17 protein-coding genes are annotated in these 14,046 nt (G+C 40.0%); 14 read left to right on the top strand and 3 right to left on the bottom strand.

All coding sequences use genetic code 11. The annotated features are described in order from the left end of the window. Both ACTIEV_RS01675 and ACTIEV_RS01670 read left to right on the top strand, forming a co-directional pair. On the top strand, positions 1-410 hold a 410-nt coding region (locus tag ACTIEV_RS01675; protein ID WP_439515943.1), incomplete at its 5' end, for an integrase core domain-containing protein. 120 nt (positions 411-530) lie between these two features. Continuing rightward, positions 531-1,004, top strand: a complete 474-nt coding sequence (locus tag ACTIEV_RS01670) for a hypothetical protein (protein ID WP_439515942.1) — start codon at positions 531-533, stop codon at positions 1,002-1,004. A 122-nt stretch (positions 1,005-1,126) separates the two neighbouring features. Here ACTIEV_RS01670 and ACTIEV_RS01665 read toward each other — a convergent pair whose 3' ends face one another. From ACTIEV_RS01665 to ACTIEV_RS01655, 3 genes are all read right to left on the bottom strand, one after another. Beyond that, complete coding sequence (locus ACTIEV_RS01665) at positions 1,127-2,260, bottom strand: pyridoxal phosphate-dependent aminotransferase (RefSeq protein ID WP_439515941.1); 1,134 nt, start codon at positions 2,258-2,260, stop codon at positions 1,127-1,129. Positions 2,261-2,368: 108 nt separating this feature from the next. Then, positions 2,369-2,791, bottom strand: coding sequence for a nuclear transport factor 2 family protein (locus tag ACTIEV_RS01660; protein ID WP_439515940.1), 423 nt, complete (start codon positions 2,789-2,791; stop codon positions 2,369-2,371). Positions 2,792-2,924: 133 nt separating this feature from the next. Continuing rightward, the gene (locus ACTIEV_RS01655; protein ID WP_439515939.1) at positions 2,925-3,419 is read right to left on the bottom strand and encodes a metallophosphoesterase family protein; all 495 of its coding nucleotides are present in this window, start codon (positions 3,417-3,419) and stop codon (positions 2,925-2,927) included. A gap of 199 nt (positions 3,420-3,618) precedes the next feature. On the opposite strand from ACTIEV_RS01655, the gene ACTIEV_RS01650 reads away from it, so the two are divergent. The 12 genes from ACTIEV_RS01650 to carA all read left to right on the top strand — a co-directional run bounded on the left by ACTIEV_RS01650 (position 3,619) and on the right by carA (position 14,023). Continuing rightward, entirely contained in the window at positions 3,619-4,776 is a 1,158-nt protein-coding gene (locus ACTIEV_RS01650; protein ID WP_250686010.1) for a homogentisate 1,2-dioxygenase, read from the top strand. Between the two features lie 107 nt (positions 4,777-4,883). Further along, complete coding sequence (locus ACTIEV_RS01645; protein WP_322197311.1) at positions 4,884-5,264, top strand: iron chaperone; 381 nt, start codon at positions 4,884-4,886, stop codon at positions 5,262-5,264. 145 nt (positions 5,265-5,409) lie between these two features. After that, the gene (locus ACTIEV_RS01640) at positions 5,410-5,814 is read left to right on the top strand and encodes a hypothetical protein (RefSeq protein WP_250686008.1); all 405 of its coding nucleotides are present in this window, start codon (positions 5,410-5,412) and stop codon (positions 5,812-5,814) included. 94 nt (positions 5,815-5,908) lie between these two features. Then, positions 5,909-8,701, top strand: a complete 2,793-nt coding sequence (locus tag ACTIEV_RS01635; RefSeq protein WP_439515938.1) for a hypothetical protein — start codon at positions 5,909-5,911, stop codon at positions 8,699-8,701. A gap of 128 nt (positions 8,702-8,829) precedes the next feature. Beyond that, on the top strand, positions 8,830-9,048 hold the full coding sequence (gene infA, locus ACTIEV_RS01630) for a translation initiation factor IF-1 (RefSeq protein ID WP_026752042.1): 219 nt from the start codon (positions 8,830-8,832) through the stop codon (positions 9,046-9,048). 67 nt (positions 9,049-9,115) lie between these two features. Then, a complete protein-coding gene (ykgO, locus tag ACTIEV_RS01625; RefSeq protein WP_026774906.1) occupies positions 9,116-9,232 on the top strand; it encodes a type B 50S ribosomal protein L36 in 117 nt (38 codons plus the stop codon). Between the two features lie 63 nt (positions 9,233-9,295). Next, positions 9,296-9,676, top strand: a complete 381-nt coding sequence (gene rpsM, locus ACTIEV_RS01620; RefSeq protein ID WP_178886683.1) for a 30S ribosomal protein S13 — start codon at positions 9,296-9,298, stop codon at positions 9,674-9,676. 172 nt (positions 9,677-9,848) lie between these two features. Next, complete coding sequence (gene rpsK / locus ACTIEV_RS01615) at positions 9,849-10,259, top strand: 30S ribosomal protein S11 (RefSeq protein WP_178886682.1); 411 nt, start codon at positions 9,849-9,851, stop codon at positions 10,257-10,259. 151 nt (positions 10,260-10,410) lie between these two features. Further along, a complete protein-coding gene (gene rpsD / locus ACTIEV_RS01610; protein ID WP_322197307.1) occupies positions 10,411-11,016 on the top strand; it encodes a 30S ribosomal protein S4 in 606 nt (201 codons plus the stop codon). Between the two features lie 88 nt (positions 11,017-11,104). After that, positions 11,105-12,106: a DNA-directed RNA polymerase subunit alpha gene (locus ACTIEV_RS01605; protein ID WP_178886680.1), complete on the top strand. Its 1,002-nt coding sequence runs from the start codon at positions 11,105-11,107 to the stop codon at positions 12,104-12,106. A gap of 137 nt (positions 12,107-12,243) precedes the next feature. Further along, positions 12,244-12,759, top strand: a complete 516-nt coding sequence (gene rplQ / locus ACTIEV_RS01600) for a 50S ribosomal protein L17 (RefSeq protein WP_250686006.1) — start codon at positions 12,244-12,246, stop codon at positions 12,757-12,759. 157 nt (positions 12,760-12,916) lie between these two features. Further along, a complete protein-coding gene (gene carA, locus ACTIEV_RS01595) occupies positions 12,917-14,023 on the top strand; it encodes a glutamine-hydrolyzing carbamoyl-phosphate synthase small subunit (protein WP_178886678.1) in 1,107 nt (368 codons plus the stop codon). Positions 14,024-14,046: the final 23 nt, after the last annotated feature.

The raw sequence follows: 14,046 nt of genomic DNA, 5'->3' as shown, positions 1-14,046 counted from the left end.
ATCGCGGAAGCCAATATATAGATCATCGCTATATAGCTGAGTTGTCTAAACAAGGTATTTGGATTAGTATGGGATACAAGGCTCAAGACAATGCTTATGCAGAGCGATTGAATGGAATTATTAAAAACGAGTTCCTGAAACGCTGGACAATAAAGGATTTTAATGGTTTAAAAAGGAAAGTAAAAAAGGCAGTTGAATATTACAATGGAAAAAGAATCCATAGGCATCTACCTGGAAAACAAACTCCAGATGGTTTTAGAGAAGGATTAGTACATTTGACTACCCAGACCAGACCAAAGGTGATCATATATACCAATGGTAATAAAAAGCTCAAGGTGGCATCGAGCCACCTTGAGCTTTACCCAGACACAGAACCGCGGGCTCCAATATGCCCAATGGTTATTAGATAACAAAAAAGGTCAACCTTTTTTATGTAATTGACATCTTTTCGCCATATGCTATCAACTATAAGCCATTGACCATGCACTATCAACTAGGTTCCCTATCTTGCAGTAAACAAAACAACGCATATGGATACCGGATTACTGCATTTACATAACCTGTTACGTTGGGTTATCCTCATCTTACTATTGGTTTCTATTTTAAAAGCATGGAGTGGATGGCAAAACAAAAAAGTATTTGCTCCAGGCGATAAAAAGACCTGGTTGTTTACAATGATTGCAGGTCATACTACACTATTATTGGGTTTGTATCAGTGGGCGGCTGGTCGCTATGGTTTTTTTACTACTACATTACCCGAAGGAGTGAGCATGATGAAAGATAAGTTCTACCGTTTCTATTGGTTAGAGCATCCATTGACCATGATATTGGCGATTGTATTTCTCACCCTTGCTCATGGTATGGCTAAAAAATCTGTTAGCGACGAAGTGAAATACAGAAAAGCATTTTTTTACTTCCTAATTGCATTGTTACTCATCCTTGCAGGTGTGCCTTGGCCATTTAGAGGTGAGCCGATTGCAAGAGGCTTGGTGCCGGGGATGTAATAACTAATTTGAAAATTTGAAAATGTGGTAATTTGAAAATGGGAACTGTCATTCTTCTACTCATTTTCAAATTACCACATTTTCCCTAATGGGTCCTTTGGACAAATTTTCAAATTCATTATCTAAACTTTCACACCCTTCATCACTTCAATAAACACTTTCATCTCATCCATCGTTCCAACACTGGCTCTTGCCCATTTGCCATGAACATAATTGGAAGAACGCAAGAATATATTTTTCTTCAGCATATCTGCGGCGAAGTCGCCGGAATAATTCGGGATAGGGAAGAAGAGAAAATTGGTGTATGATTTAATAACATCAATATTCATTTTTTTCAACTCTTGATAAGCATATTCCCTTGCAGCAGCATTTTTTTGTTTACTCAATTGATGCCATTCCGGATCTTTCAAACTTGCTAGCGCAGCACTCATAGACAAAGCAGACATAGCAGCCTGGGTTCTGTTGAAATAATTATCGGACAATGCTTTGATCAGTGTTGCGTGACCAATTACCCAACCAATTCTCAATCCGGCCATTGCATGGATCTTAGAGAAAGTGCCGATGATAAATACCTTAGGATGTTTTTCGATGAGTTGCATCATGGATTCATTATCCGGAGCATCGAGAAAATCAATATAGGCTTCATCCACTCCAACATAAGCTTTCTTGGAAGCCTCTACACAAAAGTTCTTAAGAGAAGTAGGAGAAACAATCGTACTGCTTGGATTGGCCGGGTTACATACATACACAAGTTCTGTTTCATTGTCAACTTCTTTCAACATAGCAGGCAGATCATGTTTTTGATCAGCCGTAAGCGGTACTTCCACTACTTTGTTTCCCAGCATCTTTGCAGTTGCGGGTAGTATGCCGAAAGTAGGATTGGCAGTTACCAGCTTGCCTCGAAAATGACGCGGCAATAATCCCAGTGCCTCACCTGAACCCGCGGTTACCAAAATTTGATCGGCATTCACACCATAATAGTTGGCCAACTCTTTTTTAAAGTCTTTTAGATTGGCATGATTGTATTGATATCGATGCGCTTCACCCAATGCACTGAGTAATGCTTCTCTTGCTTTGGGTGAAATACCATATGGATTTTCATTGGAGCTTAGATTGATCAACCCATCTGCCATACCGTAATTACGTAAAATACCTTCTTCATTGCCCAAGCCAAAGGAAGGCAAACGAAGTCCCATACCCAATGCGGCCAGGGAACCAAATTTTAAAAGCTCACGACGATTAACAGAGGATGACATAAGGATTGATTTACTTTCCGAAAAATTACAACTTTCTCTTGATGAGATAAAATTTCAAAAAAAAGCAGGCGATGATATGGCCTGCTTTTGATAATTATTCTCGAAAACTTATTGTTTATTGATCCTTGAGAAAATCTTACTTACGATTTTCCATTCTCCATTGATCTTCACCATATTCATATAGTCATACATGATCACAGTTTCTGTTTCAATCTTGATTTTGGCATTGGCAGCGGTACCTTCTATATTCAAAGACAGGATGCTGATACTTCTTTTTGGAGGAGTAGTATTGGCCTTCACACGAGCAATATATTCTGCAATAGGTACATCTTTAAATTCGCCTGTACTAATATCTGTGTACTTCATGGTAGCACTAGGATGAAAAGCTTTCTCTACTCGGTCTCCCACGCCACTCATATAGTTTTCTAAACAAGCCCTGGCAGCAGCTTCTTCAGTATTCTGTGCATAAATGGTGGTTTGTAGGAGACAAAAAAACAATGCCGTGAAAAGCATGCGTGTAAATGGTTTCATGTGTATGAATTTTAGAATGCCAATTTAGGGATGAGCCGGATGTAGATGTTTGTTAAAATGTGATGAGTGGTGAGGGAGAAGGACATGAATAGGATACAACTTCATGATTCAATATTCATCATTCGATATTTTTTCATCTTCCTCCTAACTCAATCACCCTGCAATTCTTCATTTCACTCCCATCGATATCTAATCTTACCAATGTTCGTACTTTATGCCAACCTTGTTTTCCCGCAGCACCCGGATTAATATGCAGACAATTCAATGCATCATCATACATCACTTTCAAAATATGTGAGTGTCCGGAAATGAATAATTGTGGTTTGTGTCGCTGTATCAAGGGCTTGGATCGACTATTGTATTTAGGTGGATAGCCGCCAATATGCAACATCATCACATGTACTTCTTCACAAGTCCATTGCAGTAGTTCGGGATAATAAGCGCGAATATCTTGTCCATCAATATTTCCATACACCCCTCTTAGGGGTTTAAAAGAACGGAGTTGTTCTGCCAATGCATCATTGCCAAAATCACCGGCATGCCAGATCTCATCACAGTCTTCAAAGTGACGAAATACGGCCTCATCCAAAAAACCATGGGTATCTGATAGAATCCCTATTTTCTTCATAAACTTTACTAATTTCACCTTAGCAATTGCAACCTATGCCATTTAAACGAAATTTTACTTACTGGATCGATAAACGCAGATGGAAATATTATTTCCTCATGCTCTCTCTGGCATTGGTCGAAAACAAGTAACGCATTGGAGATGATTGCTCCATCTTATACCTTGTCTCTTCATTCTTTATTCTTAAACGAAGTTTTTTATGCCACACTATCATACATTGGGTCGCATTCCACATAAACGTCATACCCAGTTTCGTAAAGACGATGGTTCTCTATTTTCAGAACAACTGTTTTCAACCGAAGGTTTTAGTAATGATTATTCATTGCTTTATCATCATTACCCACCGACTCAGATTATTCATACCGATGAGCCGGTAAACGTACAACCACGTGTTGCCGAAGAAAAAATGCTCAAACATCGCAGCTTTGAAGGGTTTCATATCAAGCCTGAGGCAGATTATCTGAAAAGCAGAAAGCCGGTATTAGTGAATAATGATTGCCATATTGTTTTGGCTGCACCAAAAGAAAGTATGAAAGATTATTTCTATAAAAATGCTGATGCAGATGAAATGATCTTTGTGCATGAAGGCAGTGGAGTCCTCATCACGCAATACGGACAAATCACTTTTGCATATGGAGATTATCTGGTGATACCAAGGGGTACTATTTATCAAATCAAATTTGATACAGCTGATAATCGTTTATTCATAGTCGAAAGTTTTAGTCCGATCCGCTATCCCAAACGTTATGTCAGCAAATATGGACAACTGCTGGAGCATTCACCTTACTGTGAACGCGATATCAGAACACCGCAACAACTGTTGACATTTGACGAAGCAGGCGATTTTTTGATTCAAACCAAGAAAAAAGGAATCCTGTACGGACTTCACTATGCACATCATCCTTTTGATGTAGTAGGATGGGATGGGTATTGTTATCCTTTTGCATTCAGTATTCATGATTTTGAACCAATTACCGGCCGTGTGCATCAACCACCACCGGTGCATCAAACTTTTGAAGCACACAATTTTGTGGTATGTAGTTTTTGTCCGAGGTTATATGACTATCATCCTGATGCCATACCCGCCCCATACAACCATAGCAATATAGATAGTGATGAAGTATTGTATTATGTGGATGGTGATTTTATGAGCCGTAAAAATGTAACCAGAGGAATGATCACGCTTCATCCTGCAGGTATACCGCATGGTCCACATCCAGGTGCTGTAGAGAAGAGCATTGGTAAAAAAGAAACACAGGAATTAGCGGTTATGGTAGATACTTTTCATCCCCTACAACTAACCGTAGAAGCTTTGGAAATAGAAAATCCGGGATATACGATGAGTTGGGCGGAATGATTTGATAAAGTCAAAAATCAAAATTCAAAAGTTAAAAAAGTGAGGGGCTATCATAACTTTTAATTTTTAACTTTTGAATTTTGACTTTTTAATTTTTACTTTAAGAGATGAAATCCTACCCAGATATCGACACCTACATCCAAGATTTTCCTGCGGATAAGCAGAAGCTGTTAAGAACCATGCGTACTACGATTCAGAAGGCGGCGCCTAAGGCAGTGGAGAAGATCAGTTATGGGATGCCTTGTTTTTATCAGGAGGGGAATTTGGTGTATTTCGCAGCCATGAAAAACCATATTGGGTTTTATCCGTCTTCTTCCGGGGTGGCGAATTTTCAGGAGGAGTTAAAGCCTTATCATACATCAAAAGGTGCCATACAATTTCCGTTAGATAAGCCCTTGCCTTTGAAATTAATTTCCACGATTGTAAAATTTAGGGTCTTGGAAAACGAACAAAAAGCCACCTCAAAAAAGAAATCCCCAATAAGATAATACTTCAGTGTCCTTCAGTGCTTTCAGTGGCAATCAAAAATGTTGCCACTAAAGACACAGAAATGCACAGAAAAAAGCAGTATTCCAGAGTCTTTTTTTTGAATTCAAAAATTCCTTAACTTATGCTCCTAAAACTAATTGCCATATGATTAAATTCAGCGACATCAAAATCGGCGACTATGTAATGGCGGAGTATGAAGGAAAAATGTGGGAAGGAGAAGTAGTTCGCCTGAATGGAGACGAAAAACAGATTTGTGTTCGAACCGATGTACAGGAATTCTGGTTCAGTCAGGATCAACTTCATCCGATTCCATTAAATGAAGACACCCTACTGAAACTCAGTTTTGCCAAACAGCCCAATGATGATGGTTCGGTGAAATATATGAAAGGCTCTTTTCGTATTGTAACGCCCAAAGCAGGTGATTTCTCACAAATGGAAATGTGGTATCGAGAAGACAGAAGACATAATCCCAATGTTCATTTTGTACACCAGTTACAAAATCACTACTTGGATATGACGAAGATTCACTTGACCAGTTCTCCTATGTAATATTTTTAACCACAGAAGGTCTTTTGATCTTCTGTGGTTCTTCAACACATCTCAGAATAAATGGATTACGTATCTTGGTTGTAAATCCATATACATGCGCTCGCCGGTTGTTTTATTTTTCCTTTTTTTAACGAGTTCCTTATTCGCCCAACGTTTTGGAGGGAATCCTATTTCTCAGAAATGGAAGCAGATTGATACTGATACCGTTCGTGTTGTGTTTCCTGCCGGACAAGAGCAGCAGGCCGTAAATATTGCTAGTATTATTCATGGCTTGCAGCAAAAAAATAGTAACAGCTTGGGAAGCTCATTGCGTAAAGTGAGTATGGTTTTGCAACACCGAACACTGATATCTAATGGATATGTTGGACTAGCGCCTTTCAGAAGCGAATTGTACACAACCGCGCCGCAAAATGCATTCAATTTGGGTGCTACAGACTGGCTCAGCAATCTGGCCATTCATGAATTCAGACATGTACAGCAATACAGCAATTTCAATAAAGGGTTATCAAAATTGGCATCATTGATATTGGGTGAAGAAGGACAGGCTGTTGCGAACGCCACTAGTATTCCCGATTGGTTCTTTGAAGGGGATGCCGTGTATACCGAAACGCAGTTTACCAGACAGGGGAGAGGAAGTCTGCCGAATTTTTTCAGTGCGTATCAATCTTTGCATTTCGCGAACAAGCAATATAGCTATATGAAACTCCGGAATGGATCATTGCGTCATTTTGTACCGGACCATTATGACCTGGGTTATTTATTGGTAGCATACGGGAGAAAAAAATATGGTAATGACCTCTGGCAAAAAGTAACGGATGATGCAGCAAGATTCAAACCGTTGATTTATCCTTTTCAGGGAGCTGTGAAAAAACATACCGGTATTCCGTTTTCAACATTTGTTGATGATGCATTGAATTTTTATCGATCACAATGGACAAGTTCTTCTTCAGAACCTACATGGCTCACTGCTGTTGAAAAGAATAATGTAAACAACTACCAGTTTCCGTATTTAATGGAAGATGGTTCAATCATTTCTTTGTATAACAGCTACTCACAAATACCTGTGTTTTTGAAAGTGAAGGAAGATGGTAGTTCGGAAAAGATAGCTGTACGAGATATTGCAATAGATCCTTATTTCAGCTATCGCGATCAGCATATTCTTTACACGGCTTATCAACCTGATGTTCGCTGGGGAAATGTAGAGTATCACTCATTGAAATTGCTTGATTTGAATACCGGTGTTTTGAAAACAATCAAAACGAAAACAAGGCTATTCTCTCCTGATCTGTCAACAGATAAAAAGAAATTGGTTGCAGTTGCTATGGATGAATCAGGGGGTAGTACATTGATACGAACTGATTTGTCAGATGCAAAATTCGATACCATTCTCACCCAAAAAGATATTGTTTATTCCTATCCTCGATTCTCAAAAAATGATCAAGGATTGTATGTGGTGCAAAGGATGAAAAACGGGGATATGGGTATTATATGGAGCGACTTCACCGGTCAACAATCTCGTACGTTACTCAAACCTACCAATCGGATCATTGGATTCTTGCAAATACAAGGAGACACTTTGTTATTCAGTACCACACATGCGGGAAGAGATGAATTGTGGGCGATCATTGATAAGCCAGACCATCCGGATCCATATCGCTTGGCTTCTTTTCCAACGGGGATTTATCAAGGCGTCATCAATAAGACTGGAAAGGTTATTGCTTCAGCTTTTACTGCTGATGGGTATCGCTTGGCTTCTTTTCAACCTTTATGGGAGAAAGTAAAGACTGAAGATGCATTGAAGCCTTTGTACATCGATCATTCCATTCAACAATCTATTACAGGAACTGCATTACAAGTGTCGGGAGATTATCCTGTGACGAACTATAAAAAGTCGTTCCGATTGTTGAATATCCATAGCTGGCGTCCTTACTATGATCGTCCGGAGTATTCCTTCACGTTATATGGACAAAATGTATTGAATACTTTTTCTTCTGAGTTGGCATATACATTTAACGAGAATGAAAGGAGCCATAAAATCAGTTATGATGGAGCGTATGGAGGTACTTATTTGCAACCGGTTTTTGGTGCCTCGCAAACCTGGCAGCGTTCGGTTCGACTGAATAGGGATACTTTGTTGCAGTGGAATGTATGGGAAGCTTATGCCGGGTTGAGACTGCCCTTCAACTTTACCGGAGGTAAACAATTTCGTAACCTGACTTTGCAGGCTACCTTGAACAGAAGTGCTGTGAGTTGGATCGGGATCGCGAAGAATATATTCAGAGATGCGAACTTTAATTATGTGGATCTTCGCTTCTTGTATGCCGGACAAATCCAAAGGGCGGTTCAACATATTTTTCCGAGATGGGGACAAAGTTTTCAAACCCGTTATCGGCAAACATTGGGCGATACCCGGGCTTGGCAAATGTTGGTGAGTGGTACTTTGTATCTACCCGGTTTACATCGTAATCATAATCTGGTACTTACCGGCGCTATTCAAAGCAGGGATACTTTAAATCAATTCAATTTTTCAGACAATTTCCCTTTTTCAAGAGGCTATACCGCCATCAATTTACCTAGGATGTACAAGTTGGGGGTGAATTATCATTTCCCGATTGCTTATCTGGATTGGGGTTTTGGGCAATTGGTATATTTCCAGCGGTTGCGGCTGAATGCTTTTTATGATCTATCGGTAGGAAGAAGTCTACGTACCGGGCGACAATTCAATTTTGGCACTTTGGGAGGGGAACTCTTCTTTGATACCCGTTGGTGGAACCAAGAACCCGTAACTTTTGGCTTCCGCTATAGTAGGCTGCTGGATCAGCAGTTGGTAGGTGGTGCCAGGGTGAATTATTGGGAAATTATTCTGCCGGTAGCCCTGTTCAGATAGCGTATATTTGCCTTTATAAGGGGTTCAGGGTCATTATTTTACCCTATTTTCCACAAAAATGGGAATTTTTTCCCCGAAATTTTCATATTTCCATTGCAATCTAATATCTTTGCAGCCCCAAAAATAGTATGTCGAAACAACCGTTGATTAAACAAGATGGAGTAATTCTAGAAGCACTGAGCAATGCTATGTTCCGTGTTAAGTTAGAAAATGGTCATGAAATTCTGGCCACCATCTCAGGCAAAATGAGGATGCATTATATCAGAATTCTGCCTGGTGATAAAGTAGGAGTGGAGATGAGTCCATACGATTTGAGTAGGGGAAGAATTATTTTCAGGTATAAGTAAATCATTTGCGGAACGCTGACGGCATGAGCTGGAAGCCGGAAGCAGTAAAGCGATAAATAATAAAGCAATGAAAGTCAGAGCTTCGATCAAAAAGCGTAGTGCAGATTGCAAGATCGTGAAGAGGAAGGGCAAATTGTACGTGATCAACAAGAAAAATCCCCGCTATAAGCAGCGTCAGGGATAATTCATGTCTGTTAACTGTTTATAGTTGGCAGATCGTAATTAAGTTTAAAATTAAAATCAGAATATGGCTCGTATTGCCGGTATTGACTTACCAAAGAACAAAAGAGGCGAAATTGGTCTGACCTATATATTCGGTATTGGTCGTTCAACCGCTCAGTATATCTTATCAAAAGCAAACATTGATTTCGATAAGAAAGTGAATGAATGGAATGATGATGAGCAAACTGCTATCCGTAACATCATTAACAATGAGTTCAAGGTTGAAGGTGCATTGCGTAGTGAAGTGTCTATGAACATCAAGCGTTTATTGGATATCGCTTGTTACCGTGGATTGCGTCACCGTAAAGGATTGCCTGTTCGTGGTCAGCGTACTAAAACAAACAGCCGTACTAGAAAGGGTAAGCGTAAGACAGTTGCCGGTAAGAAGAAGGCACCTAAGAAATAATGAATGAGTCTGCCGGATGGATTTCCTTTCGGCAGACTTTATTATACAAATCCGTTACAGCTTGGATAATCCGCCTCAGGTGGAAAGGAGAGTGTACCGGTTTCCGCCTTAGGCGGAATTTTCATTAAATAACAATCCCGATCAATCGGGACGACTACCTCAAAAAAAGAACATGGCAAAACCACAAAAAGCGCAGAACAGTGCAAAAGCTGCTGCCAAGAAAAGAGTTGTAAAAGTTGATGCTGCTGGTGAAGTTCGTATCTCAGCTACATTCAACAACATCATTATCAGCTTTACCAACAAAACCGGACAGGTGATCAGTTGGAGCAGCGCCGGTAAAATGGGCTTCAAAGGCTCTAAAAAGAATACTCCATATGCAGCTCAGATGGCTGCTGCTGATGCTGCTAAAGTAGCATTGGAAGCGGGATTGAAAAGAGTTGATGTATTTGTAAAAGGTCCGGGTGCCGGTCGTGAAGGTGCAATCCGCTCTATTTCACAATCAGGTATCGAAGTTACTTCTATCAAAGACGTAACCCCTCTACCACACAATGGTTGCAGACCTCCTAAGCAGAGAAGAGTTTAATCTTTGAATTTTTGATCTTTGATTTTTTGATTTGTTTTCATATCAATCAAAAAATCAAAGATCATCAAATCAAACTTACATAGGGTTCGGTATTGATTTTAGATTTTTAGGATACCGGATCGTCATTAAAAAATCGAAAAAATAAAACACAATGGCACGTTACACTGGTCCTAAGACCAAAATTTCAAGAATCTTCGGTGAGCCGATCCTCGGTAATGCGAAGTGGTTAGGCAAAAACAGCAACCCTCCGGGTCAACATGGTGCAGCACGTAAGCGTAAAAGCTTAGGTGAATATGCTCTTCAGTTGAGAGAAAAACAAAAAGCTAAATATACTTATGGTGTATTAGAGCGTCAGTTCCGTAAAACATTCGAAGAAGCATCTCGTATTAAAGGTGTTACCGGTGAAAACCTGATTAAACTCCTGGAAGCGCGTTTGGATAATACCGTTTTCCGTTTGGGTTTAACTGCCAGCCGTCCTGAAGCACGTCAGTTGGTAAACCATAAACACATCACTGTAAATGGTGAAACTATGAACGTTCCATCATACCAGTGTAAGCCGGGTGATATCATTGCTTACAAACCAAAGAGCGCTGATAATTCATCGATCGTTAGCAAAACCCGCGGTAAGAACCCTAAGTTCAGCTGGTTAGATTGGAACGAAGCAGAGAAGAAGGGTACTTTCATTACTTACCCAGAGCGTGAGAATGTTCCTGAGAATATCAAGGAGCAACTGATCGTAGAATTGTATTCTAAATAATAACAGTGAAACGTGAAAGGTGAAAAGTCAAAATTTCACTTTTCACTTTTGACTTTTCACTAACGCAGTAAAAAAATCAAGTTTTAATATGGCCATATTAAGCTTCCAGAAACCAGACAAAATCGTTTTACAAAAAGCAACTGATTTTGAAGGTCAATTTGAATTCCGTCCATTAGAGCCAGGCTACGGTCTGACCATTGGTAATGCACTTCGCCGTGTATTATTAAGTTCTTTGGAAGGATATGCGATCGTAGGTATCAAAATCGAAGGTGTAGACCACGAATTTGCTACTATGAAGGGTGTAACAGAAGATGTTACCGAAATCATCCTGAACCTGAAGCAGGTACGTTTCAAAAAGCATGTTGAGCATGATGTAGCCAATGAAAGAATCAGCCTCTCTATCAAGAACCGTACAGAATTTACTGCCGGTATGTTGGGTGAGGTTTCTCAACATTTCCAGGTGATGAATCCTGAATTAGTGATTTGCACCATGGATTCTTCTGCTAAAATGGATATCGAATTAACGATCTCTCGTGGTCGTGGTTATATCCCTGCTGAAGAGAACAAAGTGAAAGATGCTCCTTTCGGATATATTGCAATCGACTCTATTCACACGCCAATCAAAAACGTTAAATACGGTATTGAGAACTATCGTGTAGAACAGCGTACCGATTACGAGAAATTAATCCTTGAAGTAGCTACCGATGGTACTATTCATCCTGAAGATGCAGTGAAACAGGCTTCAAGAATCCTGATCCAGCACCTGATGATCATCACCGATGAAAACATCACTTTCGATAACAAAGAAGACAAGAAAGAAGATGTGGTAGATGAGCATGTACTACAACTGCGTAAAGTATTGAAAACTCCGCTTGAAGACCTAGATCTTTCTGTACGTGCTTTCAACTGTTTGAAAGCCGCTAAGATCAACAGCTTAAGCGAACTGGTTCAATACGAGCAGGAAGACCTGATGAAATTTAGAAACTTCGGTCAGAAATCCCTCTCTGAAATCGAGCAGGTATTAACTGAACGTGGACTGAGTTTCGGAATGGATTTGAATAAATTGGGTTTGGATAATTTAGACAATTAGGCTGCAAGCTTCAAGCTGCACGCAACACGCAACATATAGATATTTTCTTGTCGCGTGCGGCGTGAAGCTTGTAACTCAAAGCTATTCATCACACTCTACAATTCCTGACACGGTGTAGGGTATAAAAACAACAAGTCATGCGTCACGGAGACAAAATCAACAACCTGGGTCGTAAGAAAGCACACAGGGAAGCATTGCTGGCAAACCTTGCTAGTCAATTGATCACACACAAGCGTATCGTTACCACTTTGGCGAAAGCGAAAGCATTGAGAACTTACGTTGAGCCGTTGATCACCAAAACAAAAAAGTCTGATAACAAAGAAACCATCATGCATCAGCATAGAGTGGTGTTCAGCTATCTGCAAGACAAAAGCGCTGTAAAAGAATTGTTTACAGTAGTAGGTCCGAAAGTAGCTGGTCGTCCGGGTGGTTATACACGTATTTTGAAGTTGGGCATTCGTCCGGGCGATAACGCTGAAAAAGCGATGATCGAACTGGTTGACTTCAATGAGATCTATGGTAAGGGTGCTGCTCAGGCTGCTGAACCTGCTAAGAAAACTCGTCGTAGTCGTGCTCCTAAGAAAGCCGAAGCTGAAGCTCCTGTTGCAGAAACACCGGCTACTGAAGAATCAACTGAAAAAACAGCTGAATAATTGGAAAGATGTTTTCATATCAAAAAGCAAGACCTTACCGTCTTGCTTTTTTTATGTCTGATCGGTTTTTGAACGCAGCTAAAACCAATGTGAGAAACTTCTTCTATCATTTTTAACCAACAAACCTTTTTTTTGCATCGTTAAACAGCAATCAACCATGCCCCAAACCAAACAACCTGCAATTCTTGTACTGGCCGATGGCCATGTTTTTTATGGACACGCTTTCGGAAAGATCGGTACTGCTACGGGAGAGATCTGTTTTAATACGGGTATGACCGGCTATCAGGAAGTATTCACAGATCCCAGTTATACTAGCCAGATTGTGATTATGAATAGTGTACATATCGGTAATTATGGTGTGAAAGATTCTGACGTAGAAAGTGCGAGTGTGAAGATCCATGGATTGATCTCGCGTAATCTTGAAGAGCAATATAGTCGTATTCAAGCCAATGGAAATTTGAACGATTATCTCAAAGCCAATCAAATTGTTGCTATCGATAATGTAGATACCCGTGCCTTGGTAACACATATTCGTGCAAAAGGAGCCATGAATTGTATCATCTCTTCTGATATTCTCGATGTAGAAATCTTGAAAAAAATGTTGGCAGATGTTCCTGATATGGATGGACTGGAATTGGCTAGTACCGTAAGTACCAAAGAGGAATATGAAATGGGAGATGCCCATTCCCCCTTGAAAGTTGCTGTATTGGATTTTGGTATCAAACGTCATATTCTCCAGTGTTTGGTAGATCGTGGTGCACATGTGCGTGTACACCCTGCTAAAACACCATTAAGCAGATTGAAGGAATTCAATCCCAATGGATATTTTATTTCCAATGGTCCCGGTGATCCTGCTGCTATGGATTATGCAGTAGAAACCGTTAAAGGACTCCTTCAGGAAGACAAACCCGTATTTGGTATTTGCTTGGGTCATCAGTTACTGGCATTGGCGAATGGTATACCTACTTTTAAAATGCATCATGGTCATCGTGGATTGAATCATCCGGTGAAAAATATCATTACCGGTCAGTGTGAGATTACTACACAGAATCATGGTTTTGGAGTGGATCCTGAAGCGGTACGCAATCACGCTGAAGTAGAGATCACACATGTTAACCTGAATGATCAATCTATTGAAGGTATCAGATTAAAGAATAAACCCGCTTTCAGTGTGCAGTATCATCCGGAAAGTACACCCGGACCACATGATAGTCGCTATTTGTTTGATGATTTTATCTCCATGATTAAAGAACGAATGAATTAATTCATCAAGTTCTATACTTTTGG

Source organism: Sediminibacterium sp. (assembly GCF_051861365.1).
Lineage (GTDB): Bacteria > Bacteroidota > Bacteroidia > Chitinophagales > Chitinophagaceae > Sediminibacterium.
This window is presented reverse-complemented; position numbering and strand designations above follow the sequence as displayed.

Excerpts from the sequence above, each read along its gene's own strand:
- ACTIEV_RS01670 (WP_439515942.1), top strand. The coding sequence starts at position 531 with ATGGATACCGGATTACTGCATTTACATAACCTGTTACGTTGGGTTATC.
- ACTIEV_RS01665 (WP_439515941.1), bottom strand. The coding sequence starts at position 2,260 with ATGTCATCCTCTGTTAATCGTCGTGAGCTTTTAAAATTTGGTTCCCTG.
- ACTIEV_RS01660 (WP_439515940.1), bottom strand. The coding sequence starts at position 2,791 with ATGAAACCATTTACACGCATGCTTTTCACGGCATTGTTTTTTTGTCTC.
- ACTIEV_RS01655 (WP_439515939.1), bottom strand. The coding sequence starts at position 3,419 with ATGAAGAAAATAGGGATTCTATCAGATACCCATGGTTTTTTGGATGAG.
- ACTIEV_RS01650 (WP_250686010.1), top strand. The coding sequence starts at position 3,619 with ATGCCACACTATCATACATTGGGTCGCATTCCACATAAACGTCATACC.
- ACTIEV_RS01645 (WP_322197311.1), top strand. The coding sequence starts at position 4,884 with ATGAAATCCTACCCAGATATCGACACCTACATCCAAGATTTTCCTGCG.
- ACTIEV_RS01640 (WP_250686008.1), top strand. The coding sequence starts at position 5,410 with ATGATTAAATTCAGCGACATCAAAATCGGCGACTATGTAATGGCGGAG.
- ACTIEV_RS01635 (WP_439515938.1), top strand. The coding sequence starts at position 5,909 with ATGCGCTCGCCGGTTGTTTTATTTTTCCTTTTTTTAACGAGTTCCTTA.
- infA (WP_026752042.1), top strand. The coding sequence starts at position 8,830 with ATGTCGAAACAACCGTTGATTAAACAAGATGGAGTAATTCTAGAAGCA.
- ykgO (WP_026774906.1), top strand. The coding sequence starts at position 9,116 with ATGAAAGTCAGAGCTTCGATCAAAAAGCGTAGTGCAGATTGCAAGATC.
- rpsM (WP_178886683.1), top strand. The coding sequence starts at position 9,296 with ATGGCTCGTATTGCCGGTATTGACTTACCAAAGAACAAAAGAGGCGAA.
- rpsK (WP_178886682.1), top strand. The coding sequence starts at position 9,849 with ATGGCAAAACCACAAAAAGCGCAGAACAGTGCAAAAGCTGCTGCCAAG.
- rpsD (WP_322197307.1), top strand. The coding sequence starts at position 10,411 with ATGGCACGTTACACTGGTCCTAAGACCAAAATTTCAAGAATCTTCGGT.
- ACTIEV_RS01605 (WP_178886680.1), top strand. The coding sequence starts at position 11,105 with ATGGCCATATTAAGCTTCCAGAAACCAGACAAAATCGTTTTACAAAAA.
- rplQ (WP_250686006.1), top strand. The coding sequence starts at position 12,244 with ATGCGTCACGGAGACAAAATCAACAACCTGGGTCGTAAGAAAGCACAC.
- carA (WP_178886678.1), top strand. The coding sequence starts at position 12,917 with ATGCCCCAAACCAAACAACCTGCAATTCTTGTACTGGCCGATGGCCAT.